We start from the raw sequence: 26,354 nt of genomic DNA on the forward strand, positions 1-26,354 counted from the left end.
CTGCATACCAACTCTTGTTTATCCGAGAGGATTTTCTTCTTCACCGCCGGACGAACCGCCTCCGCCTTCGGGCGCTTTGCCGATATAAATGGTTTTGGCGGCGCTATGCGGGGTTTTCAGTAATTTAGAACCGGAACCGGAGAATTGCGTCGTCACTTTCAGTTCATACGTGCCGTCGGCAAGGCCTGCGGGGATGATGAATGTCAGCCGGGACGGGTCGTTCACGACGTAAAGGTCTTCCGTTATTTTTGTTTCCGTACCGGAAGAATCGGTCAGTGTAATACCTACCGAGGGGTCTGTACCGGCTATTTTCAGCTTACCGCCCGTGAGGGTGAAAGCTCGTCCTGCAGTGGCACTGGCATCCTGTGCACGGGTGGCAGCATCCTGCACGCCTGTAACAAACATTGCCGAACCCTTCTCGCCGATGATGCCTACGGTAGTATTCTTTATTGCCTGACGCAAATCCGCCCCTACATTGAAATTCACTACGATAGAGTTCTTTGCAGGATTCCATTGCGAGTTTTCAACGATACCACGAAAGCTGACACTGGCGTAATAAAGCCCTGTATTCACACTGTAGCCACTCATGAGCAGGCGTTTGATTACACGTTTTTCCAACTCGAACACGTGCTTGATGGTTTCCTCGCGCAAGCCTGAGTCTTCGGCTTTCATCTCGGCGATGATGCGCGCCTCGTTTGCGCTGCCGATGTTGACGGGGACAAGAATCATATCTTCCTTATTATCCACCGTAACGGTATTGTCGGCCAACTGACCATTGATTTGATACTTAATATTTTCTGCCATAATTTTGATTTGTTTTATGGGATTAGTAAAAACTCTTTTTTTCTCCGAATAATGCCGACCGAAAAGGACAGGCGATTATGGTTGCACAGTCAAGTCCGCAACCAGTGCTTTGAAATAATTTTTCCAGCTGTCGTATGCCGATGATGCAGCGGGAAGGACAAACAACCGACACTGCTCTTTGATAGTGCCCTTATCATGACTGAAAGTAGTGGCGGTAATAGTCGGTGCAGTTGTAGCATAGCTCTGTATGCCTATCAGTTCCGAACAGTTGTGAAACACATTATCTCCCAGAGCAGTAACCGTTGCAGGTAGGGAGATTCCGGTCAGTGCCGTACCGGCAAACGCCCAATCTCCTATCGTTGCAGTCTGTTCGGAAAGTACAACGCCATTTAATTTGGTACATCCGTTAAAGGCATATTTCGGTACGACGGTAACACCTTCCGGCAAGCATACACGTGTAATGCCGGTACAATTCTGAAAAGCACATTCTCCAAGCGTAGTCAGGCTGGCAGGCAGATTGTAAGGGTTATCTTGATTTACTTCTTCCAAGGCCAAAGCGTAACATTTATCAAACGCGTTGACACCTATACGGGTTATATTATCGTGGAAACCTACGGAATGAAGAACGGTGCAACCATAGAACGTATCATCCGCTATGGAGGTCACCCCGGCAGGAATCCTTATGTTCCGGAGCGAAGTACAACGGTTAAAAGCCGCCTCACCTATTGAGGTAATGCCGTCGTGCCAGTTCACATGTTCCAGATACTTGCAGTCCTGAAAAGTCCATTTAGGAATGCTTGTCACAGTAGAGGGTATGCTGACGGAACGGATGCCGCATCCGTAGAAAGTGCTTTCAGACAAAGATTGTACACCTTCGTGCAAGACAACACTCTGCAGGTTTCCGCAGTTCTCGAACACCCAGCGCCCCAATGTTTCCACACTTCCCGGAATATCAATCAACGACAAGGAGACACAATTTCTAAAAGCACAATTACCTACTGTTTTCAGTTTTTCGGACAGGATGACCTCACGCAGGTTACTACATCCTTCAAAGGCATATTCGGTGATTGTTTCAGCATTGCCGGTATCGACATAATCCAATGCCCGGCAATTGAGGAATGCAGATTTACCGATGGTAACAAGGCTTGCGGGAAGCATCACTTCTTTCAATGTTGTATTAGGCTGATAACCGTCATCCGGATGAAAGCCCAATCCCCAACCGGGAAGGGTAACCATATCCGTCATGGAGAGGTCGAGCACTTCGAGCTTGGTAAGGGTATTGCGGATATAGGCAAGGTCGGTAGCATCCACACTGCCTTTTATGGCAAGTGCAGTCATCTCCGCATCGGTGGCTACACTGCTCAGATTTCCGGCGGTAGAGGTTACAGCAGCAACAACGGAATACTTAATGGGACGTGTAACGGTTGTCTCCATACCTTTCTTATCTACCAACGTCACTTTCAGAATAGCGGTATCGGAAAGCTTTACATGTTTTGGCGGAGTAAGCATAACTTTGGAACTGTTGGGAATAATCATTCCGTCATCACCAAAAGCCGGTTGGGTTATGTCCACCTTCCAAACACCGTTCGTACCGGCAGAAGCACGGGTTTGTATATCCGTCCCCGTACCGTTATCGTTGGTGACGGTAGCTGCAATGGATGTATAATCACCGGATTTCAAGGTAGCGGGAAACAGCAATGGAATATCCAGGCTGGAAGCGGTACAATATAATACATCGTAACCGTCGAGTCCGATGGTGACGGCATTGCTTCGGGGCAGTGTAATGGTCGTTGTTCCATCGGCAAGCGTAAAGACCACGTAATCACCATGTGAAGTATCCACCGCAGCAATTACGGAAGTTTCGCAAAGAATGGTTACCGGCTCTGCCTGGGCAAAAGTGATGAGGTAACCGGGTACTCCTTCCACGGTAGTGGGTACTACCGAAAGGATGTAATCACGGTTTTGCAAAGCTTCGGTCAAGGTCTGCAAGGCTTTCACCTGGTCTGTGACTTCGGCAATCTGTGTACGGATACCGGTGTCATCGTACTCGTTATCACATCCGGACATTGCTACTGTCAGAAAGAACAACAGTGCATAAAATTTAGTCTTCATCATGTTAATTGTCTTTTAATTAATAAATATGGGAATTGATTGTAGATTACTTATCAAGTAACGGCCGGCAAACGAAAAGAAGACTGTGCAGTTCATGGAATCCACACATGAACCAACCGTTGCCACCGCTATAATTCCTGTCTTTCAACCATCGAAGTTCCGGCTCCGCTTTTACATCCGAAGCGGGGAAAGGGGGGCGTATATCTTATACGGAATACGAACGGGGCAATATATATATTATAAGGTGGGATTTACGGGTTTCGGGACTAAATACAAGATTTAATTAAACTTTCTCTAACAATTGATTGGCATTTGGTAAAAATTAGCATATATTTACGACGTAAACGATACCGTTACTTGATAAGTAATTCCGGCTTATAATCCTGCCCTATACCCTGTTTCATTTTTCCATTTACATTTTCTAACGGAAGCTATCAGTTGCCTGTTTGCCTTATCGACCAGCTCATTGCCGAAAGGCTTGAGATAGGTTTCCGTCACCCGCAGGGACGAATGCCCCAAAGCCTGACTAATAATTCCTACCGGTTGTCCGCTATGGAAAGCAAGTGTAGCCCATGTGTGTCGGGCCGTGTATGAGCTGACCCGTACACCGGGCAGCAAACGGCTCATCACCTGCTCCAGTTTGCGATTGAAATGCCGAAGGGCATCCTGATAATTGCGGTACGACAGCCAGCCGTCCCGTATCCCCGCATCGAGTATTGGGAAAAGGTAGGGCGAAGCGGAATGCCTGTCGGCGTACTTCGCTATCAGCGCAAGAGCCTCACGGGGAATGCGTACCGTTATCGGCTTGTCCGTCTTATGGCGGCTATAGGTTATCCTGCCATCCTGCATATCGCGCTTGCGCAAATGGGCAAGGTCTATGAAAGGCATGCCGCGGAGCAAGAACATCAGCAGGAAATAAGCAAGTACCGCCTGCTGCTGCGGAGAAAGACCGGAAAGGTCGGCTGCCAGCAACTGTTCCATCTGGCGGGCAGTGAGCGCACGCTTGGTCTGCGACACCACACCGGTATAGACATCATCGAAGAGTCGCGGATTGTGTTCCGCCGTGCCGGGCGGCATCCAACGGTTGTAAACGGCACGCAAAGTACGCATGTAGGTGGATATGGTGTTCTGCGTCAGTTTACGGAACAGCATCCACTGTTCGTACTCTTTCAGGCGACCGGGTGTGAAGACTTCCTCCATCAGCATGGAGCACTCCTCCTCCCCGCTGCAGGAGAAGCGGATGAAGGAACGGAGCGTACAGGCATAAATATGTACTGCCGGCGGCTTCCTGTCACGCCTTAGTTCTTCAATCACTCTCATCATGTAGGCAGACAAATCCGTTGTGCCCACATCTTTTGTTTCTACTTCATTCATAAATCTGCTTTATTAGTTTTTTACGCAATATACGAACGAACAATCTTTCGCAAAGAGTGTTTGAAAGACTATTATTCCAACCTAAACGAAAAACTTAATATATGAAACAAATCTTACTCATCATCTTCTTGGGAGCAAGTGTTTCCGCAACAGCGCAAATCCTCTCCCTGAGCTTCGATGATGCCCTTCGGCAGATGCAGCAGGGAAACCGCAGCCTGAAGATAGCCGACAAGGGCATCGAAGCCGCACGGACGGAACGTGACAAGCTAAACGCCCTTTGGTATCCGAGCCTGCAAGGTGCGGGCACATTCGTACACCTGTCCGAAAAGATAGAAGTGAAGCAACCGCTCTCGCAATTTACCGACCCTGCCAAAGACTTTGTCCACAACCTCGTACCGGACGACCAATTTATCAGCAGTATCCTCGACCAGATAGGCAGCCACACCCTCGCCTTTCCGCTCGCACCCCGCAACCTCAGCACGGTAGGCCTGACCGCCGAATGGATTGTGTTTTCCGGCGGAAAGCGCATCCGTGCCGGCAAGATAGGAAATGCAATGATTGACATCGCCCGCGAGAACCGCGAACAGACAGACGCCACGCAGCGTGTCCTCTTGGCGGAAAGCTATTTCGGACTGCGCCTGGCACAAGAAGTGGTGCGTGTACGCCAAGACACCTACAACAGCCTGAAACGTCATTATGAAAATGCCTTGAAACTGGAAGCCGCCGGAATGATAGACAAAGCCGGACGCCTCTTTGCGCAAGTGAACATGGACGAAGCGCAACGCTCGCTGGAAGCCTCACAAAAGGAAGCAGCCGTTCTGCAAAACGCTTTGCGAACATTGCTCAACATAAGGGATACTTGCAGCATACAACCCGTTTCCCCGCTTTTCATAAACGCCGTGCTACCTGCAAAAGAGGAGTTCCTGCAAACCATGCAAACCGAGAACTATACCGTCAACCAATTGCAGTTGCAATCGCATATAGCCAAACAACAGCTCCGTATCGAACAGAGCGGCTACCTGCCGGACATCGCCGTATTCGGCAAGCAGACGCTATATGCCCACGGCATCCAAAGCAACCTCATCCCCCGCACCATGATAGGAGTAGGATTCACCTGGAATCTCTTTGACGGTCTGGCACGGGAGAAACGGATACGCCAATCCAAGATAGCCCAACAGACCCTCTCCATAGGGCAGGAAAAAGCCAAAGACGATTTAAGTATGGGTATCGACAAACTCTACACGCAGATGCAGAAAGCACAAGATAACGTTCGTGCCCTGAACACAACCATCGAACTGAGCGAAGAGTTAGTGCGCATCCGCAAGAAATCGTTCACCGAGGGCATGGCAACAAGTACCGAAGTAATAGATTCAGAAACGATGCTGGCAACCGTACGCGTGGCCCGACTGGCAGCCTATTACGAGTATGACGTGGCGTTGATGAATCTGCTGGCGCTTTGCGGCACACCGGAAGAATTCGGAAAACTTAGTAAATTGAGAATTAAAAAATGAATATCAGCAACAAAAACATCAGCATCGCATTCATCGTCGTATTAATCGTTACCGTAGGAGTATCGGTTATCGGAATGTCACTTATGAGCCGGCAGCCAATGGTGCTGCAAGGGCAGGTAGAAGCCACGGAGATACGCATCAGCGGAAAACTGCCGGGGCGTGTAGATTCTTTCCTCGTACAAGAGGGAGATTGGGTAAAAGCGGGTGACACGCTCGTTGTCATCAACAGTCCCACTATCGAAGCCAAATACCGTCAGGTAAATGCTTTGGAACAAGTGGCGCAGGAACAGAACAAAAAGATTGATGCCGGAACGCGCAGGCAGATTATCGCCACAGCCTTGCAGCTTTGGAATAAGACGCAAAGCGACCTGACGCTTGCCCAAACCACCTATCAGCGCATCCTCACCCTTTATAAGGACAGCGTAGTTACTTCGCAACGAAAGGACGAAGTAGAAGCCATGTACAAAGCCGCACAAGCTGCCGAACGCGCGGCATACCAGCAATATCAAATGGCTGTGGACGGCGCGCAAAGCGAAGACCGCGCAGCCGCACGTAGCCTTGTAGATGCCGCACGCAGCACGGTGGATGAAGTTTCCGCCCTTCTTGTGGACTCCAGGCTCACTGCTCCCGAAGACGGACAGATAGCCACTATCTTCCCCAAGCGCGGCGAGCTGGTGGCTCCGGGCACGCCTATCATGAGCCTGGTGGTGATGAGCGATGCACACGTAGTCCTGAACATCCGGGAAGACCTGATGCCACAGTTCAAAATGGGCGGCACTTTCAAAGCGGACATTCCTGCCCTCGGCAAGAAAGACATAGAGTTCCGCATCTATTACATCAGTCCGCTGGGAAGTTTCGCCACTTGGAAATCGACCAAGCAGACAGGCAGTTACGATATGCAGACGTTCGAGATACATGCACGACCTGTACAAGCGGTGGAAGGGCTTAGACCGGGAATGTCGGCAATCGTAAATAAAGTATAAAAAGGAAAGAAGGGAAACCGGACATTTTTTTTTAGACATAAGAACAAAAGAACATATTCTTGATTATAACATATGCTAATGTTTTCTTATTTGTTCTTTTGTTCTTATGTCTAAAAAATCCGTCATCACCCTATTTGAAAAAAGTCTGTCATTACCCAAATAGATACCGTTCAGAGTTGAAGTGCCAATCATCTCACCATACAAATTTCCTATTATGAATTTATTATATAATGTCCTTTTCCGCGAATATCACCGTATCACCTCACGCCGTCTCTATTTCGGCGTGTGCATCCTCCTGCCCTTGTTCTGCCTGTTCTTTATGGCTACCATTTTCGGAAACGGACAGATGGAGAATATTCCTATCGGCATTGTAGACCAAGATAATACGGCAGCCTCACGTACCATAGCACGGCGCATTGCCGCCACACCTACTTTCCGGGTTACGGAGCACTTTACGGACGAAGCCTCTGCACGGCAGGCATTGCAACGGAAGGAGATATACGGCTACTTGTCCATCCCGCCGCAGTTTGAGCAGAAAACAGTCAGCGGGACGGGTGCAACGCTGACTTACTATTACCATTACGCCCTTCTTTCGGTAGGAAGCGAACTGATGGCAGCATTTGAAACCACACTCGCCCCCGTAGCACTGTCGCCCATCGTTGTACAGGCTGAAGCATTGGGTGTGGGGCAGGAACAGATACAGACGTTCCTTCTTCCGGTGGAAGCCAATACGCATCCGCTTTATAATCCGGATATGGATTACTCTATCTATCTGAGCCAGCCGTTTTTCTTCGTTCTGTTCCAGATACTGATTCTACTTGTAACGGTGTATGCCATAGGCAGCGAATTCAAGTTCGGGACAACGCAAGAATGGATGGGAGCTGCCACACCCGCAGGAAAAGACCCGGCCAATCTGCGGAATGCCGATATGCTGACTGCCGTCGCAGGAAAGCTGTTACCCTACACCGTTATGTTCTCCGTTATAGGCATACTGGCAAACTACGTGTTGTTCGGACTGATGAACATACCGTTTCAAGGCAGCTTGTGGCTGATGAACATCGTAACGATACTGTTTATCATGGCTACGCAGGCATTGGCGGTGCTGATATTCTCTATCTTTCCCAAGATAGCCTATATCATCAGCGTGGTGTCAATGGTAGGCTCTTTGGGAGCTACACTGTCGGGAGTGACATTTCCGGTAACAGCAATGTATGCACCGATGCATGCGGCGTCCTACCTGTTTCCGGTACGGCACTTCACCGAAGCGGCACAGGCTATGATTTATTTCGATGCGGGGTTTGCTTATTTCTGGCAATCGGTGGCTGTACTACTGGTATTCCTGCTGCTGGCCATACTGATTCTGCCTTTATTGAAGTGGTGGATACTGAGGATGAAGGAAAGCGAAGAAACTCTCCATATCGGAGACAAAGCATTGTCCGGCATTGCAGCGACCGATATACAGTCCGGTATATCATCCGGTACATCGCCCGGCACGGAAGCATCCCTGAGCAATGTCATCCGCCACGAATGGAAAGCCATTGCCACCAATCCCGCCATCCTGTTGGTGCTGGCAGGAGGAATCTTCCTTTATGGCTTACTCTACAACTATATGTATGCTCCCAACCTGGTACGCAAAGCACCAGTTGCCGTAGTAGACCTCTCCCACTCCGCACTCAGCCGGGAGTACGTACGATGGCTGGATGCCGCCCCGCAGACTTCGGTCTATGCCCAAACGCCCAATATCCTCGAAGCCCGCAAGTGGATGAAAAAAGGCGAGGTTACCGGTATACTCTACATCCCTTCCGACTTCGAGACGCGTGTAGCGCGCGGCGAGACTTCCGTATTCACCCTGTATGCCGCCACGGACGCATTCCTCAACTTCAAGGGATTGCAAGAAGCAAGCTCGCGCGTGATGCTTGCCGTAAACGATGCCCACCGGCGTGCCGGAACAGTATTCCTGCCGCCGCAAGGTCTGTTGGCCGTTGCGTCGTCCACTCCCGTCAGCGTATCGGGAACGGCCCTTTACAATTATACCGAAGGATACGGTTCTTACCTGATTCCCGCCGTAATGATTGTCATCATCTTCCAGACAATGCTGATGGTGATTGCCATGCTTACCGGTGAAGAAGCGGAACAGCGGCGGAAAGGCATTTACAGCATGAGAGCCCGTTCCCTGAAAAATATGCTGTGCATCGTATCGGGAAGAACCTTCGTATATGTAATGCTGTATGTTGTGTTCTCCATGTTCCTATTGGGACTGCTGCCGCATATTTTCAGCATTCCCAATATAGGAAGCGGTTGGGACATTGTCACTATGATGATTCCTTTCCTGCTTGCCACGAGTTTCTTTGCACTTGCCGTGTCCCGCTGGTTTACCGACTCCGAAGCCCCACTGCTGATGATAGCCTTCTTTTCTGTGGGTTACATCTTCCTTTCCGGCGTGTCTTACCCGCTGGAACTGATGCCCTGGTACTGGCAAGCGGCGCATTACGTCTTCCCTGTGGCCCCCGCAGTACTCGCTTTCGTAAAATTAAATTCAATGGGCGGCAGCCTTGCCGACATCTGGCCTCAGATGCTGACGCTGTGGATACAAGTAATCATATACGGTGCGTGGGCGGTGTACACTACAAGGAGAGTCTATAAACGAAGTAACATAAAGACAGGTGATATAGAGGCATAAAAAAAGGCTATCTATCCCAGACAGCCAATCTTCTTGTTAACCTTAAATCTAATACTATGAAAAACACATTGCAAATATACGGACATTTCGGGAATCTCCAAATTATCGGAGGGCTGTAGTCCTACTTATAACATGGTTTAATAGGAATACGCTGTTGTTAACAAATCAGCACCCGGGAATTAAGAAAAACTTACAGTCTTTTCCTCTTATAAGTAAATTCCTGCCATTTCTCTTCCGGCCAATCCTGCCGCTGCATCTCCGTACGCGCCATGACAAAGAAGAGATCTGACAGACGGTTCACAAAACGCAAAATATCCTCATTCAGCAGAGCTTGGCGATGCAACGTCCATAAGCGTCGCTCGGCACGCCTTGCCACTGTGCGGGCAAAATGCAGTTGCGCAGAAACAGGCGTACCGCCCGGCAGAAGAAAATAGCCGTTCTCCTTCAGTCCGGCAGTCATGGCATCCATTTCCTGTTCGCAGCGTACGGTCAGTTCGGCAGCAGAAAGAAAATTGGGGTTCAACACGCCATCGGGCGTAGCTACATGGCTCATCACTACCATCAGTTCTCTTTGAATGGTATGCAGCAGTTCCTGCCAATTGTCTTCGGCAGGAAGCATGGAACGTACGATTCCTATTACGGCATTCAGTTCGTCCAGACAGCCGTTTGCCTCGATGCGAATATCATCTTTGGGAACACGCGCTCCGCCATGAATGCCGGTGGTTCCTTTGTCTCCCATACGGGTATATACTTTTTTCATCTTTCAGCGTATGCTTATTCAAATAACCTCATTATATCCGTTTCACCCCAATAAAGATGCGTGTAACTTGCTATCGTATTCTTGTAGCGGAATACGGGCGTGTTCACCGGTTGCCCTTTGGCATTATACACCTGCACGACGGTAGGCGGCATATACAGCTCTTTCTTACTGTCATCGGGAGCCGTCCCCGACTTGCCGAACTGCGTATAATGAAACTCGTGCCCCCGCAAACGCTGCCCCTTATAGTCGAAGCTGCGATACCCCAATGTCAGTTTTCGATATTCACTCTCATTGGAGATATAAAAAGGAAACACACCCGCCATTCTGTCGAACCCGCTGCCGCCACTCTCATGCTCCCGTTTGTCATAACCTATGGCATACGATAGGTAAATCATCCCGCCGCACTCCGCCAGCGTCTTTCCGCCGCGCTCTATATACTCCCGAACGGATTCTTTTACCTGACGGGCTCCGGCAAGCGTCACGGAATGTTTTTCTGGATACCCGCCCGGCAAGTACAACAAATCGGTGTCCTGCGCTATGGGGACATCCTTTTCCGGATCGAAGAAAGAGACATTGCCCATTCCGCGCAACATCTCCAGATGTTCTTCATAAATGAAAGAGAAAGACTCCTCGTTACGTGCCACCAAGATACGCAGGTTGCCCGGTTTCCTACCGCCGACAAACTCCTTATCCCTTTCCCGCGTTTCCCGCAACGGAACCGCCGTCTTCGCCAGCAGCAGTTTCCAATCCACGCATTGCTCCAATAACCTTGTCAGAGTACCGATGGCATCCGTGCCTTTGGATCGACTGAAATCAAGTCCCAAATAACGTGATTCCTGCTCCAGCACTTTCTCCTTTGGAAGATACCCCAGACAGGTTATGCCTATCTCGGCACACACTTCCCTGAGCATTTCATAATGGCGGGGCGACCCTACACGATTGAATATCACCCCCGCAATCCGTACATCCGGACGAAAATGGATGAATCCCGACAGCAAAGGAGCCATTGAATAAGCGGCAGACTTGGCATCCACCACCAGCACGACTGGAAGTTGCAACAACTGAGCTATCTCCGCCGAAGAGCCCCGGTCGCGATCATATCCGTCAAACATTCCCATCATCCCTTCCACAATGCAGACATCCGCAGAAACGGCATGACGTGCATAGAGTTCACACACATGTTCACCGGAAGCCATAAATGTATCCAGATTAATGGATGCACGTCCGCATACAGCCGCATGATATTTGGTATCGATATAATCCGGACCGCATTTAAAAGGCTGTACCGCCAATCCTTTTTGTGTCAGCAAAGCCATTAGTCCGCGGCTTACGGTGGTCTTTCCACTACCCGATGTGGGGGCTGCTATGAGAAACTGAGAAACGTGACGCATGTTATTTAGGTATAAGGTATGAAGTATAAAAGGGTTGTTATGGATTTTGTCGGACAAAGGTAATAATATATCCGGTAAAAGTCTTATCTTAGCTGCCAAATATAAAAAACGCTATGATAACCGAAGAACTTAAAAAACTTTACATCACACATACCGGGCACGAACCCGAATCCATCGACGAACTTCCCTCTTCCGGCTCAAACCGCCGCTATTTCCGCCTCAAAGGTACGCCTACGCTGATAGGGGTAAGCGGCGAATCCGTTGAGGAAAACCGTGCCTTTCTCTATATGGCAGAGCATTTCCGCGGAAAAGGATTGCCCGTGCCCGAAGTGTTTATCCGTTCCGAAGACGATATTTACTATTTGCAGGAAGATTTGGGAGATACGCTTCTGTTCAACGCCATCGAAAAAGGACGCAAGACAAGCGTATTCGATGAAGAGGAGAAGCAATTGCTTCGTAAGACCATGCGCCTGCTACCCGCCGTGCAATTTGCCGGAGCCGACGGCATGGACTTCTCCTACTGCTACCCGCAGGCTGAGTTCAACAGCCGTAGCATTCTGTGGGATTTGAACTACTTCAAGTATTGTTTCCTCAAGGCAACGGGCATGGACTTTCAGGAAGACCGCCTGGAAGATGATTTCCAGAAAATGGCAGACGTGCTTCTCCGCAGCAGTTCCGCTACTTTCATGTATCGCGACTTCCAAAGCCGCAACGTGATGATTAAGGATGGCGAACCCTGGCTTATCGACTTTCAGGGCGGACGTAAAGGGCCTGTCTACTACGACGTGGCTTCGTTCCTGTGGCAAGCCAAGGCCAATTATCCCGACAGCCTGCGCCAAGAACTTCTGAAAGAATACATCGAAGCCCTGCGCAAATACCAGCCGGTGGATGAGAGCTATTTCTATGCCCAACTCCGTCATTTCGTACTGTTCCGCACCATGCAGGTATTGGGCGCATACGGCTTCCGCGGTTACTTCGAGAAGAAGCCCCACTTCATCCAAAGCGTGCCTTTCGCCATTGAAAACCTGCGCCAGCTGTTGCAGGAGCCTTACCCCGAATATCCGTATCTCTGTAAAGTTCTGCACAGGCTGACCGAACTGAAACAATTCACCGACGACCTGCAAAAGCGTCGTCTGGTAGTAAAAGTCACCAGTTTCGCCTATAAAAAAGGTATCCCCGAAGATTCTTCCGGCAACGGCGGCGGTTTCGTATTCGACTGCCGTGCCGTAAACAACCCTGGCAAATACGAACGTTACAAGCCTTTCACCGGCCTCGACGAGCCCGTTGTCCGCTTCCTTGAAGAGGATGGGGAAATCGCCGTATTCCTCGAACACGTATATGGTCTGGTAGATGCATCCGTGAAACGGTATATGGAACGGGGATTTACCAACCTGTCCGTATGTTTCGGCTGTACAGGCGGCCAACACCGCTCCGTATATTCGGCCCAACACCTTGCCGAACACCTCAACAAGAAGTTCGGCGTACAAGTGAACCTGATACACAGAGAACAGAACATAGAACAGAATTTTAGCGCGAAACAGTAATACCGCCCGTCATCCTATTATTTTATGAAAGCAATGATATTTGCCGCCGGACTGGGAACCCGCCTTCGTCCGCTGACAGACCACACCCCCAAAGCACTCATCTCCGTAGCCGGAAAACCGATGCTGGAACGGGTGATTTTACGGCTGAAAGAAGCCGGATTCAATGACATTACGGTCAATATCCACCACTTTGGAGAACAGATTATCGAGTTTCTCCGCGCCAATAACGATTTCGGCATCACTATCCACCTCAGTGACGAACGGGATATGCTGCTCGACACCGGTGGCGGGATAAAGAAAGCGCGTCCGTTCCTGGACGGCAACGAACCGTTCCTGGTGCACAATGCCGACATCCTTTCCGACATCAATCTTGCAGAGCTTTACCGGCATCATCGGGAAAGCAATGCAGAGGCTACACTGCTCGTCAGTCAACGGCAGACATCACGCTACCTGCTGCTGGACGATGCCAACCGCCTGCACGGCTGGATAAACAAATCCACCGGTGAAACCAAGCCCGAAGGATTCTCTTTCCAAGAAAGGCAATACAAGGAAATGGCTTTCGGTGGCATTCACGTCATATCCCCTTCCCTTTTCCGCTATATGGAAAGGGGACAATGGGAAGGGAAGTTCTCCATTATTCCTTTTTATCTATCCGTGTGCGAAACGGTCTGCATACAGGGCTATCCGCTTCAGGACCTCCGTTGGTTCGACATCGGCAAGCCGGAAACACTTGCAAAAGCAGAGGAATACTACCGATAGAAAGACAAAATGAAGAAAAAAGAAAATAATCAAGAAGAAAAAGCTGAATAATATATAAAAAGTATTTATCTTTATCCCCGGAATTGGCAATCGGGAAGGCATATCTGCCTGCCGATGCAAGGGAATCCGGTGCAAAACCGGAGCTGTACCTGCAGCTGTAATCCTCAATAAAAGATGTTTGTATCCGCAAAAGCCACTGTCGCGGCAACGCGATGGGAAGGCAATACAAGCAGAGGAGAGCCAGAATACCTACCAACTTCCATAACTTGAGCACTGAGCTTCCAGGATTAGAAGCGATGTCCCCTATACTGATACGATAGGATTCCTATTTTACTCTTTCGGGCCATTACCTTTCGCACACAGAAGCGAAGTGCCGTTTTGTTTTATCAACGAAAAATCGGTAGACGATGAAGCACAAGTATTGGCTTGAAACGGTACTGCTGTGCGGTGTGATGCAATCCGCCCCGGCACAAAGTATCCTTAAAAACAAAGATGAGAAAGAACTCTCGTTACTGCTCAACGAAGTAGTGGTAACAGGTACGGGAACCGAGCACTACCTGAAAGACGCCCCCGTACAGACAGAGGTGCTCATGGGAAAAGCGCTGGAGCAATATCAGGCGCGCAACATAGACGACCTTCTCAGCGGGCTCAGCCCTTCCCTCACCTTCCATGACGGCGACATGGGCAGCCATATCCAGCTCAACGGGCTGAACAACGACTATATCCTCATCATGATAAACGGCAAGCGCATGAACGGGGACATCGGCGGACAAAACGACCTCAACCAACTGAATCCCGCCAACATAGAGCGCATCGAAATCGTGAAAGGCGCCGCTTCTTCGCTTTACGGCAGCGATGCCATTGCCGGAGTCATCAATATCATTACCAAACGGAGCAGAGAGAAAATGGAACTCACCAGCACCACCCGTGTGGGCGAGCATGGCGATGTACGGCAAAGCGCCAGCTTCGGCTTCGGCTACGGCAAACTGAAATCGGTGACCGGTATCAACTTCCGGCACACCGACGGCTGGCGCAATACGGATATGCAATGGGATCAGAACCAACTGAAGCCCGGTTCCACCATGCTTACCGTAAACCGTTCCAGCAACTACACTCTTTCCGAGAATCTGGAATGGCAGGTAAGCAGAAAACTGAACCTCACCGCCGAAGGAACGTACTACGAACGTTGGGTGATGCGTACGCACGGCCCGTGGAAGTACCTGCCCAACGACTTCTACTACCGCAACTATACTTTTGCCGCCGGAAGCAGGTACAAGCTGAACGGGCGCAACTACCTCACCGCCGACCTCTCTTACGGTCGCTACGGTTACTTCTACGACTATAAGTTGAAAGACATCACCGACTACTTCAAAGACGGCGACCGCATCACCTACTACCCCGGCCAGCGTATCAAGCAGAGCATACAGCAACAAGTGCTGGCGCAGGTAAAAGGTATCTTTTACTTCGGCGACCGGCACATCCTCAATACCGGCATAGAGTACCAATACAACCGTCTGGAATCGCCCCACCACATAGCAGGCGACATCGCTTCCGTCTATACGCTCGCCGCCTATGCGCAGGAAGAGTGGACTGCCACAAGCAACCTTATACTGACTGCCGGCGTACGCGGCACGCAACACAAGGAAACCGGACTGAACCTCAGCCCCAAAGTGTCCGCACTCTACAAAGCCGGCAACTTCAACCTGCGCGCTTCTTATGCCATGGGCTTCAAGGCGCCTACCATCAAAGAGCTTTATTATGAACACACAGGCAGCATCGGCGGCAGCTCCCTCACCGCCTATCATGGCAATACAGACCTCAAGGCGCAAACCTCACAATACACTTCTATCAGCGTGGAGTATGCAGGAAGCAGGTTCCAGGCGAGCCTGACTGGATATGCCAACTTCATCCGCAACATGATAGAGCTGGTAGAGATAAAAGTCACCCCCGAAGAAAAGCTCCTCGAAATAGAGAAAAGCAAGAAATACACCAACCTCACGAAAGCCCGCATCTATGGCATGGACTTCACCTTCAACTACCGCCCCACGAAAGACATCATGCTGGGCGGTGGGTACAGCTATGCCGATCCGAAAGCGCAGTATGCTGCCGATACGGGCGATAACTACATGAAGTACCTCTACATCGACGCCACATCCAACCATAATGCCACGCTCAACGCCACCTGGCAGCACACGTGGCGCTGTTACCGCCTCGGCTTGGGAGTGTACGGCCGATACCAGTCGACCCGCCACTACGTCAACGACAACGATGCCGACGGCTTCCAGACATGGCGCATCAACACCGCCCATACCCTGATGAAGATGCGGCACTGGACGCTGACAATGAACATAGGTGTAGACAACCTCTTCAACTACGTAGACCGCACTCCTTTCGGACGTAACCGGGCTACCAGCACGCCGGGAAGGAATTTCTACGCATCGGCGCTTATAAAGTTCAAGAACGGGGGCGGGGCAAAATAGAGAAAAACATCTTTTTTATTAATCAATTTACAAACAAAGTATGAAAAATTTCAAGTTTTATCTGGTGGCGGCTCTCGTAGCAGCCACAACTTGCACAGGATTCACCTCCTGTAGCGATGACGACGATGCGGAAAGTACCGTAAACCCTGCAACCAGGGTAGTAGCCGAAACCAAGAAGTATGACACCGCCATCCTACTCTGTACTTTCGGAAGCACTTATAATGAGTCATTGGACGTTTACAACGAAATCATCGCCGACTTCCGGAAGCAGTTCCCTCAAACAGACATCTATATGTCTTTCACCTCACGTACCTGCATCGGCCGTGCAGAGGCTTCTACCGGCGAAGCGCGCTACAAACTGGACCAATGGCTGAAAGCCATCGGCGATGCAGGATATACACGCGTAGCCGTACAGTCGCTTCACGTCATTCCCGGCGAGGAATACCTCTCTCTGATGAATACCGATATCAAGAAAAACTTTATGATTGACTGGTATCCGCACATCGATGTGCTGAAAGGCGCCAACCTGCTCTCTACCGATAATGATACGGACGAAGTGGCACAAGTTCTTTACAACCACTACAAAGACAAACTGGCCGAAAAGAAGAACATCGTTCTCCTGATGGGGCACGGTAACCCTGATGTGAACTACAATGCCAACACCAAATACTCCGAAGTCCAAACCGCCTTGCATGCTCTTGCCACAAACAAGAATATCTTCGTAGGTACTGTAGACTATGGAGAAATGCTTTTCTGGCCGAAAGAAGAGGAAGAGAAAGCGGCAGATCGCATCCCGGTAGTACCTGCCGCCCAAATGATAACCGACTATCCCGGCTGCATCTACTCGCAAGTGATGAAGTACTGCCAGGACAATAACCTGGAGCCGAATGAAGTAAACGTGTACCTCGCTCCTTTCATGTCCATCGCCGGCGACCATGCCCACAACGACCTATGGGGCATCGAAGCGATAGCCGAGAACAAAGGCTTGGATAAAGTGGAACTCAATACCAACGAGTACAGTTGGCGCGAACGTTTGGAGAAAGCAGGTTTCAAGGTAGACAGAACATTTGAAGCCCATCCCGTAGGCCAGGCCGATGCCGATCACGGTATCAAAGACGGCTGCGGTATCAAGGCTCTGGGCAGCTATCCCGAAATCCGCGCCATCTGGGTGAATCACCTGAAAGAGCAATGGGATGCCGATGCCTGGGAAAACGGTGAAGGGTATCAGCCCGAAGCGTAACATTTATCCTCCATTTTTTTAATTCAATAAAGGAACAAAGGAGAGGAAAGGCTGAGACAGAAAAAACATGCGGGTATTTCTCATTTTTCAGAAAGCTATTACATATTACACTAATAATTAAACTAAAAGCACAAAGAACACCCAAACATTTTAAGATTCATTTTAGGGGTCACTTCCTTATCGACCCCTAAAATGAATCTTTTACCTAAAGACATTCAGATAAAAATAACCGACAGTACACCTCTTGTTATCCGTCTTATAAGCTGGAAATATTCATCCCATGAGACCGGGCAAACCATTCCGCGAGATGAAAAAAATCCATCCCGCAAAACAAAGCAAATCCGTAATGCAAAGCAAATCACTCCGTAAGACCGGTTGCATTATCCCGCCCTTTCCTTTATCAATTAAAAATAAACCGCTATATTTGTCACCGCTTAGGTGATACACTCCGTTGTTCCAACGAGTTGTATAAAAGGGAATCCGGTGCGAAACCGGAACAGTGCCCGCTACTGTAAAGTCACTTTGCTCCGCCTGCTTGTTGCAGAAACGGAGCATACGGAAAACATTTTTCAAAACAATGCCACTGTCTTACAGACGGCTGTTGGTGAGAGCGAACATCAGTTTGAGCCATCGCAGACCGGAGACGGGAAGGTGTGGTTTTCCGCAGGGCTGAGTCAGGAAACCTGCCTGAGCAATTACACAGTCAACGCCTTCCCGGGGTCAGGAAGACAAGTATTAATCTTACATTTTTCAATAAATGAAAACCAACTATTTATTGGCAGCCATACTGTGCTGTCTGACACCCCTGCTCCATGCCCAAACCGCATTGAGCGGAAAGGTGGTGAGCGCCGACACGAACGAGCCTCTTGCAGGGGTAAATATCCGCGTAGACAACAGTCTGACGGGATGCACCACCAACGGAAAAGGAGAATTTATCATCGACAATCTGCCCGACGGACAACACACGCTGCGCTTCTCCTACATCGGCTTCACCCCCAAAAAATACACCGCGGACGGACAAGGAGAAAACATCCTTGTAAAGCTGAAAGAGAGTTACAGCAACCTCAGCCAGGTGGTAGTGACCGGAACCGGTACGCACCGCCGCATGACGGACAGCCCCGTTCCCGTATCCGTAATCACAGCCAAAGAAATAGGCAGCGCCAACGTATCTACGCTGGAAGAAGCGCTGGTGAAGCTAACGCCCAATATCTCTTCCTACACCAACGGCATGGGCACTACCATGAGCCTGAACGGCATCAACGAGGACTACATACTGATATTGGAAAACGGCAGACGTCTGGCCGGTGAAGACCGCTACACACGCATCAACGTGGCCAATATCAAGCGCATCGAGATACTGAACGGCGCGGCATCCGCCCTGTACGGAAGCGATGCCATAGGCGGTGTTATCAACATCATCACGGACGACGCCCGAAACACCGTGAACGTATCCAGCTACACTCACTACTCCGGTGAGGGACGACTGACGGAGAGCGTCAATGCCGATGTCAATGCAGGCAAGTTCTCCTCTTATACTTCCTACCAGCGCCGTCAGGCAGGAAGCTGGCAGAACAACAACATTGACGAGAACGGCTACGAAACGGGACGCCCTACTTCCGTAGGCTTCTACTCCAACACCGTAAACCAGCGTTTCGTATTCAATGCCACAGACAAACTGTCGTTCTACGCGCGCGGTACTTATTATGATAACAAAACCCGCCGTCCGCAGGACGCCACCTACTATGCCAAAAGCAAAGGCCAGTTCGTGCAGAAAGATGCCTATACCTACAATCTGAAACACGAGACCTATACCTATGGCGCCGGCATGAAGTACATGATAAACCGTTCGGCTTACATCGATGCAGAGTTCTATTCGGACAATTACTCGTCGGACTATATGTACTTCAAGAAGTCGGGCAGCTATCTGCCGGGCGACCGGGTGACCCGCAAACAAGTGCGATACTACAACGGAAACATCAAGGGTATTTTCCGTCTGGGCAGCCGCAACAAACTGTCTGCCGGCGTAGAATACGTAAACGAGGGGCTGGAGAGCGAATCGGACAACATCGACTCCCGCCACATGTACACCCTCGCTTTCTACGCACAGGATGAAATAAAGCTGCCCCTGAACCTGCAAGCCGTACTGGGCATACGCTACATCTACAACGAGAACTTCAAGAACTACGCCACCCCAAACGTGTCGCTGATGTACAAACTCGGCGGACTGAACCTGCGCGCCGCCTACGCGGCAGGCTTCCGCACGCCTACCTTGTCGCAACTTTACGCCACCGACGAATCCAAGACCAGCAACCGCTACACCACGGGTAACGCCGACTTGAAGCCTGAAAAGAACAACTTCTACTCACTGAATGCAGAATACAACTACCGCCGGATTTCCGTGTCCGTCACCGGATTCATTAACGACATCCGCGACATGATAAACTATCGCACCCTCTCCGACCAAGAGATACACGACATGGGGCTGGACGACAAGCACGCCGCTTTCGACGAGATACGCCAGCGCGACAACGTGGACAAAGCCAAAACCAAAGGCCTCAGTCTGAATGCGAGCCTGAATCTGGGTGCAGGCTTCAGGGCAGGCGGCGGATACACGTACATGAACACCGAAGCCAAGCAGTTGCAAGCCGACGGCAGCTACAAAGTGTCGCCCATAGACAAAAGCATCAGGCACATGGGAAACATCAACGGCCAGTGGGAACATACCTGGAGCTTCTACCGCTTGAACGTAAACGTACATGGACACCTGCAAGGCGAACGCTACTCGCAAACATACGGCTACGCCCCCAAATTCCAGCAATGGGACTTGAATACCCGCCACACCTTCAACCTGCAATCCGTGGTTCTGGAACCGGGCGTAGGTATCGAGAATATCTTCGACAAGAAAGATGACCGCCCCTGGAACAATAACTTCTCTACGCTCAGCCCGGGACGCTCGGTATACGTGAGTTTGTCGGTACGGTTTAAGAAATAAGAAAACAGCAATCATTTTTACAAAACAGTAATTACTTTTATTTATGAAAACATCTCTCCTTTCCCTGCTTCTTGCCATTTCTCTTTTCTGCTCCGCTCACGAAGGGGGAAACTTCGTGCCGAGCGATATGCTTGCAAGCATGAAACCTGGCGAAAAGGCCGCATTGCTTATGGTACACTTCGGCACGACGCACGATGATACACGCGCGCAGACAATTGACGCCATCAATGCCCAAGCACGCAAGACTTTTCCCGACCTGGAATTTCGCGAAGCTTATACTTCGCGCATCATTATACGCCGCCTTAAGGCGCGCGGCGTTGTCAAAAATACCCCGCTGGATGCGCTACTCCAACTACGTGGAGAGGGTTATACACACATTATCGTGCAAAGTACCAATATCATTGACGGTGTGGAAATGGAGTCGCTCCGCCGTGATGTGGAAAGCGTACTGCCTTTCTTCAAGGAGATACGCGTAGGTACTCCCCTACTCTATTCAGTGGAAGATGCGGAAAAAGTAACTGATATTTTAGGACAACGCCTCAATGCTTCGGTGCAGCAGAGTGCAAAGAAAAAGGGTAAAGAACACTTTGTATTGGTAGGGCATGGCACTTATACGCCTGGTACTGCTACATACAGTCAGATGGACTATATGCTGAAAGTAGCCGGATTCGGTAACTTCCATGTGGGGACCATCGAAGGCTATCCCACCTTTGAAACCATGTTGGCACAACTGAAAGCGGCCAAAGCAAAGAGTGTGACACTCGTTCCTTTTATGTTTGTAGCCGGTGACCACGCCAAAAACGATATTGCCGGAGAATGGCGGGAGATGCTTGAAAAAGAAGGTTATACCGTTCATGTGCGCATGGAAGGTTTAGGGCAAATCCCTGAAATACAAAAGATATTCGTAGACCATATCCGTTTCGGACTGAAGCACCGCACACAGGGCATCATGGAAAAGAAAGCGGCATATGCGGCAGGGGAAAAAAACGAGTGAGAAAGTCACCTTTTCATGCCATAATGTGATAAATAGAATGTATCTTTGTGAACTGCAAGCGTAACACTTACCATGCTCTGCAGAACAGACAGCAATAAGTCAGATAGCGAATGAAACAACCCAAAATAATCGTCGCCGGCATCGGTCCGGGCAATGAGCAAGACATAACACCCGCTGTTGTTGCCGCTTTACAGGAAGCGGATGCAGTGGTGGGCTATAAATACTATTTCCGCTTTGTCACTCCGTACCTGCGCCCCGGTACGGAATGTATAGATACAGGGATGAAACGCGAACGTATCCGCGCCGAGCAAGCTTTCGAGCTGGCGGAGCAGGGAAAAACGGTGTGCGTCATCAGTTCGGGCGATGCAGGGATTTACGGTATGACGCCGCTTGTGTATGAAATGAAGCGGGAGCGGAACAGCAACGCAGAGATTATTTCCCTACCCGGTATCAGCGCATTCCAGAAAGCGGCTTCCCTGCTGGGAGCTCCTGTGGGACATGACTTCTGCGTTATCTCCCTCTCAGACCTGATGACCCCGTGGGAACGTATCGAGAAACGTATCATTGCCGCAGCCGCAGCCGATTTCGTGACAGCCGTCTACAATCCCAAAAGTGAAGGCCGTTATTGGCAACTTTACCGGCTGAAAGAGTTGTTCCTGCAAGAAGGACGTTCACCACAGACCCCCGTAGGCTATGTACGCCAGGCAGGGCGTCCCGAACAGGAAGTGCACATAACGACGCTGGAAGAGTTCGACCCCGAAAAGACGGATATGTTTACCGTAGTACTGATAGGCAACTCGCAATCGTACGAATGGAACGGTACGATGATTACTCCGCGGGGATATTACCGGGAAGAGGTTGCGACCGGGAATACCCAGTATGGAGCTAGTAAAGGGCAGGACATCATGATACGGAGCTTCCGCACCATCGAGAAAGAGCTCAGGAACCGGGACATTCCCCTCGACCATAAATGGGCGTTGCTACACGCCATCCACACCACCGCAGATTTTGAAATGGAAAAGCTGTTGCACACAGACGAAAAAGCAGTGGAAACACTATATCAAGGTATCATCGGGAAACGCATACGGACCATCGTTACAGACGTGACAATGGCTGCCAGCGGCATTCGTAAAGGAGCTTTGGAACGTTTGGGCGTAAAGGTGAAATGCTATCTCGGCGATCCCCGTACCGCAGCAATGGCAACGGAGAAAGGCATCACCCGCACACAAGCGGGCACACGCCTTGCCGTTGAAGACCATCCAGACGCCCTTTTTGTATTCGGCAACGCTCCGACAGCGTTAATGGAACTATGCGATCTTATACGCAAAGGGAAAGCGCATCCGGCTGGGATTATCGCCGCTCCGGTGGGCTTCGTACACGTACAGGAGTCCAAGCATATGACAAAGCCTTTCACCGCCATCCCGAAAATAATTGTAGAAGGACGCAAAGGCGGAAGCAACCTTGCTGCAACATTAGTAAACGCCGTTTTGTGCTACAATGATGCGGAACAGTTACGACCGGGACGGGACGTGTGAAACAACGATTAAGAATTAACGATTAGTGGTAAGCGAATGGTTATGCAACGAAAATTTATCATTATAGGAACGGACGATAACCGGACGCCTTTCTTTCCGCCGGAAGTGTTGGAACACATACGGCACGGGAAAGTATTTTCGGGGGGAGTGCGGCACAAAGAGATTGTCGGAAACTTGTTGCCGGATGATGCGGAATGGATTTCCATTACCGTACCATTGAACAACGTATTCTCACAATATGAGAAAGTGTTCAGCAGTGACGGATACGGACAAACGGATACCGTCCCCCGGCAAATTATCGTTTTCGCTTCGGGCGACCCGCTGTTCTTCGGCTTTGCCAATACGGTGAAACGGAAATTGCCGGATGCTGAAATCAAGCTATACCCCTCTTTCAATTCTCTCCAAACATTAGCACACCGCCTCGTAATGCCTTATGACGATATGCGAACCGTTTCGCTGACGGGACGTCCCTGGCATGAATTCGACCGCGCCCTGATTGAACGCGCTCCCAAGATAGGCATCCTTACCGACCGGGAACATACGCCCGCCACAATCGCAGCCCGCATGCTGGAATACGGATACGACTGTTACACCATGTATGTAGGCGAGCATCTCGGCAACCCCGAAAAAGAACGCATCCGCCACATGACACTACAGGAAGCAACGCAAGGCGGATTCGAGCATCCCAACAATCTGTTGCTTTGCGCCACCTCTTTTCCCGAAGCCCGCCCTTTTGGTATCCCCGACGAACAATTCGCACATTTGGACGGACGTACCCGTATGATAACCAAAGCACCTATCCGCCTGCTTACGTTACAAGCGCTGGAATTGAACCGCCGCCGTGTATTCTGGGATATCGGTTTCTGCACCGGGTCGGTTTCCATTGAAGCCCGGCTGCAATTCCCTCACCTCACGGTCGTTTCCTTTGAGGTACGTGCCGAGGGCGAAGAACTGATGAACATCAACAGCCGCCGCTTCGGTACGCCGGGCATTACGGCAATCACAGGCGATTTCCTGCAAACGGCTACCGATACTCTCCCCCGTCCCGATGCCGTCTTCATAGGCGGGCACGGCGGACATCTGCCGGAAATGCTGATGAAGATAAAGGAAGCGTTACAACCCGGCGGCTGTATCGTTTTTAACTCCGTATCGGCAGACAGTAAAAAAGCATTCATGGAAGGAGCCGGAGCAGCCGGCCTGATACTGCATCCGTCAGCACACATCGCACTGAATGATTATAACCCTATTGAAATCATGAAAGCAACACTTTCATAAAATAGCAAGACAAGATATATCCATTATAAAAACAAATAACCTGTATGAAAACAGAAACGTCCCACATAAAGACGGCCATCATGCTCGTTTCGGAAACCGGAATGGCTTCCGCCCGGCTGTTGCTCAAAGAATTTCCCGAAGCGGAGATTTTCACTCCCCGCTATGAAAGCGGATGTATGCACATCGAATCGACCGGCAGTTTCACTGTCAAGAATTTCAATCGTTACGACGCGTTTATCTTTATCGGAGCCTTGGGCATCTGCGTACGCTCCATCGCCCCTTGCGTGAAGGACAAGTACACAGACCCTGCCGTAATTTGCGTGGACAGCATAGGTAAGCATGCCATTTCCGTCCTTTCCGGACATATCGGCGAAGCCAACGAACTGACCGAAGCAGTGGCCGGTGCATTGGGAGCTGAGCCCGTGATAACCACTCAAAGCGACCTTACCGGACTGTGGGCATTGGACAAACTGCCCCAACGCTTCGACTGGTCTCCGACCATCTGTGTGAGCCCTTCCACCCACCTGCTGGCAGGGCTTACCCAAACTCCCGATGACCAGATGAAGACGTGCATGAACGAGGCTATCAGCCTTTTTGTTACCGGACAGCCCACCGCATTGCTATTGGAAATCCGCGACAAAGGAACCGACTGGATGGAAGCGAACCTTCCCCCTCACGTAGAGGTGTTCTATCAGATGAAAGACATCAAATTATCCCGCTTCAAGCTGGTACTGATCGTCTCTCCGCGGATACATTACATAAAGGACATACCATCCATCTGCTATGTGCCGCGCGTGGTGCACGTCGGCATCGGACTTGCCCGGCAGGCAAGCCCCACGAGAAAAGTTGTAAAAGGCATTATAGAAAAGCTGGAAGAGTACAACATCTCCCCGCAATCCATCATAACCATATCTACGATTAACGTCAAGCGTGACGAACCGGTAGTGAAATCGCTCCAAAAGGAATACGAAGTCTTCTTTTATACGGCCGAAGAACTGGCGACAATGGATGTGCCCCACCCCAGCAAAACAGTGATGAAGCACATGGGTACGCCCAGTGTAAGTGAGGCAGCCGCATTGCTGTCCTCCGGAAATAACCAACTGATAATGCCGAAACGCAAAGGCGAGAACTATACGGTAGCCGCCACCCTGGACATCTGCGCCCAGCGCCGGGGGCACATCGAGATTGTAGGTGCAGGTCCCGGCGACCCTGACCTTATCTCCGTGCGAGGACGGGCGATGCTGGAAAAGGCAGACCTCATCCTCTATGCAGGCAGCCTCGTGCCCCGCGAACTGACACTTTGCGCCAAACCGGGCGCAACAGTCCGCAGCTCCGCTTCCATGGATTTGGAAGAACAGTTTGCACTGATGAAAGAGTTCTACGACCAAGGAAAGTTCATCGTACGCCTGCATACGGGTGACCCCTGCATCTATGGTGCGATACAGGAACAGATGAACTACTTCGACCGATACGGCATGAGTTATCATATCACTCCGGGCATATCTTCTTTCCAGGCAGCAGCGGCGGCTTTAAAGTCGCAGTTCACCATCCCGGAGAAAGTACAGAGCATCATACTGACCCGCGGTGAAGGACGGACACCCATGCCCGAACGGGAAAAATTACATCTCATGGCACGCTCGCAAAGCACCATGTGCATCTTCCTTAGCGCAAGCATTGCAGAACAAGTGCAGGCGGAACTTCTGCAGGAGTATCCCGAAACAACCCCCGTAGCCGTATGCTATCACCTCACCTGGCCGGACGAACGCATCTTCCGGGGAGAGCTGAAAGACCTTGCACGGATAGTAAAAGAAAATAACCTGACCCTGACAACCATGATTGTCGTAGGCGAGGCTATCGGCAATCGCAAAGGACTGTCGCGACTGTATGCACACGAATTCAAACACTTATTCAGAAAATAAA

At 50.3% G+C, this 26,354-nt stretch carries 17 protein-coding genes and 2 riboswitches; of the genes, 12 read left to right on the forward strand and 5 right to left on the reverse strand.

Features of this window, described 5'->3' with window-relative positions; all coding sequences use genetic code 11:
* Nucleotides 1–18: 18 nt before the first annotated feature.
* The 3 genes from H8S52_RS00445 to H8S52_RS00455 all read right to left on the reverse strand — a co-directional run bounded on the left by H8S52_RS00445 (nt 19) and on the right by H8S52_RS00455 (nt 4,290).
* Nucleotides 19–804 (reverse strand): DNA-binding domain-containing protein, encoded by a 786-nt coding sequence (locus H8S52_RS00445; RefSeq protein ID WP_117906429.1) that lies wholly within the window; start codon nt 802–804, stop codon nt 19–21.
* A 75-nt stretch (nt 805–879) separates the two neighbouring features.
* Nucleotides 880–2,919, reverse strand: coding sequence for a leucine-rich repeat domain-containing protein (locus H8S52_RS00450; RefSeq protein ID WP_186909158.1), 2,040 nt, complete (start codon nt 2,917–2,919; stop codon nt 880–882).
* Nucleotides 2,920–3,291: 372 nt separating this feature from the next.
* On the reverse strand, nt 3,292–4,290 hold the full coding sequence (locus H8S52_RS00455; RefSeq protein ID WP_186909159.1) for a site-specific integrase: 999 nt from the start codon (nt 4,288–4,290) through the stop codon (nt 3,292–3,294).
* A 101-nt stretch (nt 4,291–4,391) separates the two neighbouring features.
* On the opposite strand from H8S52_RS00455, the gene H8S52_RS00460 reads away from it, so the two are divergent.
* From H8S52_RS00460 to H8S52_RS00470, 3 genes are all read left to right on the forward strand, one after another.
* A complete protein-coding gene (locus H8S52_RS00460; protein WP_186909160.1) occupies nt 4,392–5,801 on the forward strand; it encodes a TolC family protein in 1,410 nt (469 codons plus the stop codon).
* The gene (locus tag H8S52_RS00465) at nt 5,798–6,784 is read left to right on the forward strand and encodes an HlyD family secretion protein (RefSeq protein ID WP_117984272.1); all 987 of its coding nucleotides are present in this window, start codon (nt 5,798–5,800) and stop codon (nt 6,782–6,784) included. The genes H8S52_RS00460 and H8S52_RS00465 overlap by 4 nt, the downstream gene beginning before the upstream one ends.
* Before the next feature lie 214 nt (nt 6,785–6,998).
* On the forward strand, nt 6,999–9,464 hold the full coding sequence (locus tag H8S52_RS00470; RefSeq protein ID WP_186909161.1) for an ABC transporter permease: 2,466 nt from the start codon (nt 6,999–7,001) through the stop codon (nt 9,462–9,464).
* Nucleotides 9,465–9,654: 190 nt separating this feature from the next.
* Here the strand turns inward: H8S52_RS00470 and H8S52_RS00475 are convergent, their stop codons facing one another.
* Together H8S52_RS00475 and H8S52_RS00480 are read right to left on the reverse strand one after the other, a co-directional pair.
* Nucleotides 9,655–10,224: a cob(I)yrinic acid a,c-diamide adenosyltransferase gene (locus H8S52_RS00475; RefSeq protein WP_117984274.1), complete on the reverse strand. Its 570-nt coding sequence runs from the start codon at nt 10,222–10,224 to the stop codon at nt 9,655–9,657.
* Between the two features lie 14 nt (nt 10,225–10,238).
* Nucleotides 10,239–11,615: a cobyrinate a,c-diamide synthase gene (locus H8S52_RS00480; protein WP_117984275.1), complete on the reverse strand. Its 1,377-nt coding sequence runs from the start codon at nt 11,613–11,615 to the stop codon at nt 10,239–10,241.
* Between the two features lie 113 nt (nt 11,616–11,728).
* Here H8S52_RS00480 and H8S52_RS00485 point away from each other — a divergent pair, with 113 nt between their 5' ends.
* The 9 genes from H8S52_RS00485 (at nt 11,729) to cobM (ending at nt 26,353) form a co-directional block, all read left to right on the forward strand.
* A complete protein-coding gene (locus tag H8S52_RS00485) occupies nt 11,729–13,159 on the forward strand; it encodes an RNase adapter RapZ (protein WP_117984276.1) in 1,431 nt (476 codons plus the stop codon).
* Nucleotides 13,160–13,183: 24 nt separating this feature from the next.
* A complete protein-coding gene (locus H8S52_RS00490) occupies nt 13,184–13,918 on the forward strand; it encodes a nucleotidyltransferase family protein (RefSeq protein WP_117906421.1) in 735 nt (244 codons plus the stop codon).
* 67 nt (nt 13,919–13,985) lie between these two features.
* Nucleotides 13,986–14,190, forward strand: a riboswitch (cobalamin riboswitch).
* 135 nt (nt 14,191–14,325) lie between these two features.
* Nucleotides 14,326–16,398 (forward strand): TonB-dependent siderophore receptor, encoded by a 2,073-nt coding sequence (locus H8S52_RS00495; protein ID WP_186909162.1) that lies wholly within the window; start codon nt 14,326–14,328, stop codon nt 16,396–16,398.
* A 40-nt stretch (nt 16,399–16,438) separates the two neighbouring features.
* Nucleotides 16,439–17,638, forward strand: coding sequence for a sirohydrochlorin cobaltochelatase (locus H8S52_RS00500; RefSeq protein ID WP_186909163.1), 1,200 nt, complete (start codon nt 16,439–16,441; stop codon nt 17,636–17,638).
* 419 nt (nt 17,639–18,057) lie between these two features.
* Nucleotides 18,058–18,344, forward strand: a riboswitch (cobalamin riboswitch).
* 51 nt (nt 18,345–18,395) lie between these two features.
* Complete coding sequence (locus H8S52_RS00505) at nt 18,396–20,630, forward strand: TonB-dependent receptor (protein ID WP_186909164.1); 2,235 nt, start codon at nt 18,396–18,398, stop codon at nt 20,628–20,630.
* 43 nt (nt 20,631–20,673) lie between these two features.
* The gene (locus tag H8S52_RS00510; RefSeq protein WP_186909165.1) at nt 20,674–21,624 is read left to right on the forward strand and encodes a sirohydrochlorin cobaltochelatase; all 951 of its coding nucleotides are present in this window, start codon (nt 20,674–20,676) and stop codon (nt 21,622–21,624) included.
* 110 nt (nt 21,625–21,734) lie between these two features.
* Complete coding sequence (gene cobJ, locus H8S52_RS00515; protein WP_186909166.1) at nt 21,735–23,159, forward strand: precorrin-3B C(17)-methyltransferase; 1,425 nt, start codon at nt 21,735–21,737, stop codon at nt 23,157–23,159.
* A 42-nt stretch (nt 23,160–23,201) separates the two neighbouring features.
* Entirely contained in the window at nt 23,202–24,434 is a 1,233-nt protein-coding gene (gene cbiE, locus H8S52_RS00520) for a precorrin-6y C5,15-methyltransferase (decarboxylating) subunit CbiE (protein WP_186909167.1), read from the forward strand.
* 65 nt (nt 24,435–24,499) lie between these two features.
* Nucleotides 24,500–26,353, forward strand: coding sequence for a precorrin-4 C(11)-methyltransferase (gene cobM / locus H8S52_RS00525; protein WP_186909189.1), 1,854 nt, complete (start codon nt 24,500–24,502; stop codon nt 26,351–26,353).
* Nucleotide 26,354: the final 1 nt, after the last annotated feature.

It is taken from the genome of Bacteroides sp. NSJ-48 (assembly GCF_014287405.1).
Taxonomy (GTDB): Bacteria; Bacteroidota; Bacteroidia; order Bacteroidales; family Bacteroidaceae; genus Bacteroides; species Bacteroides stercoris.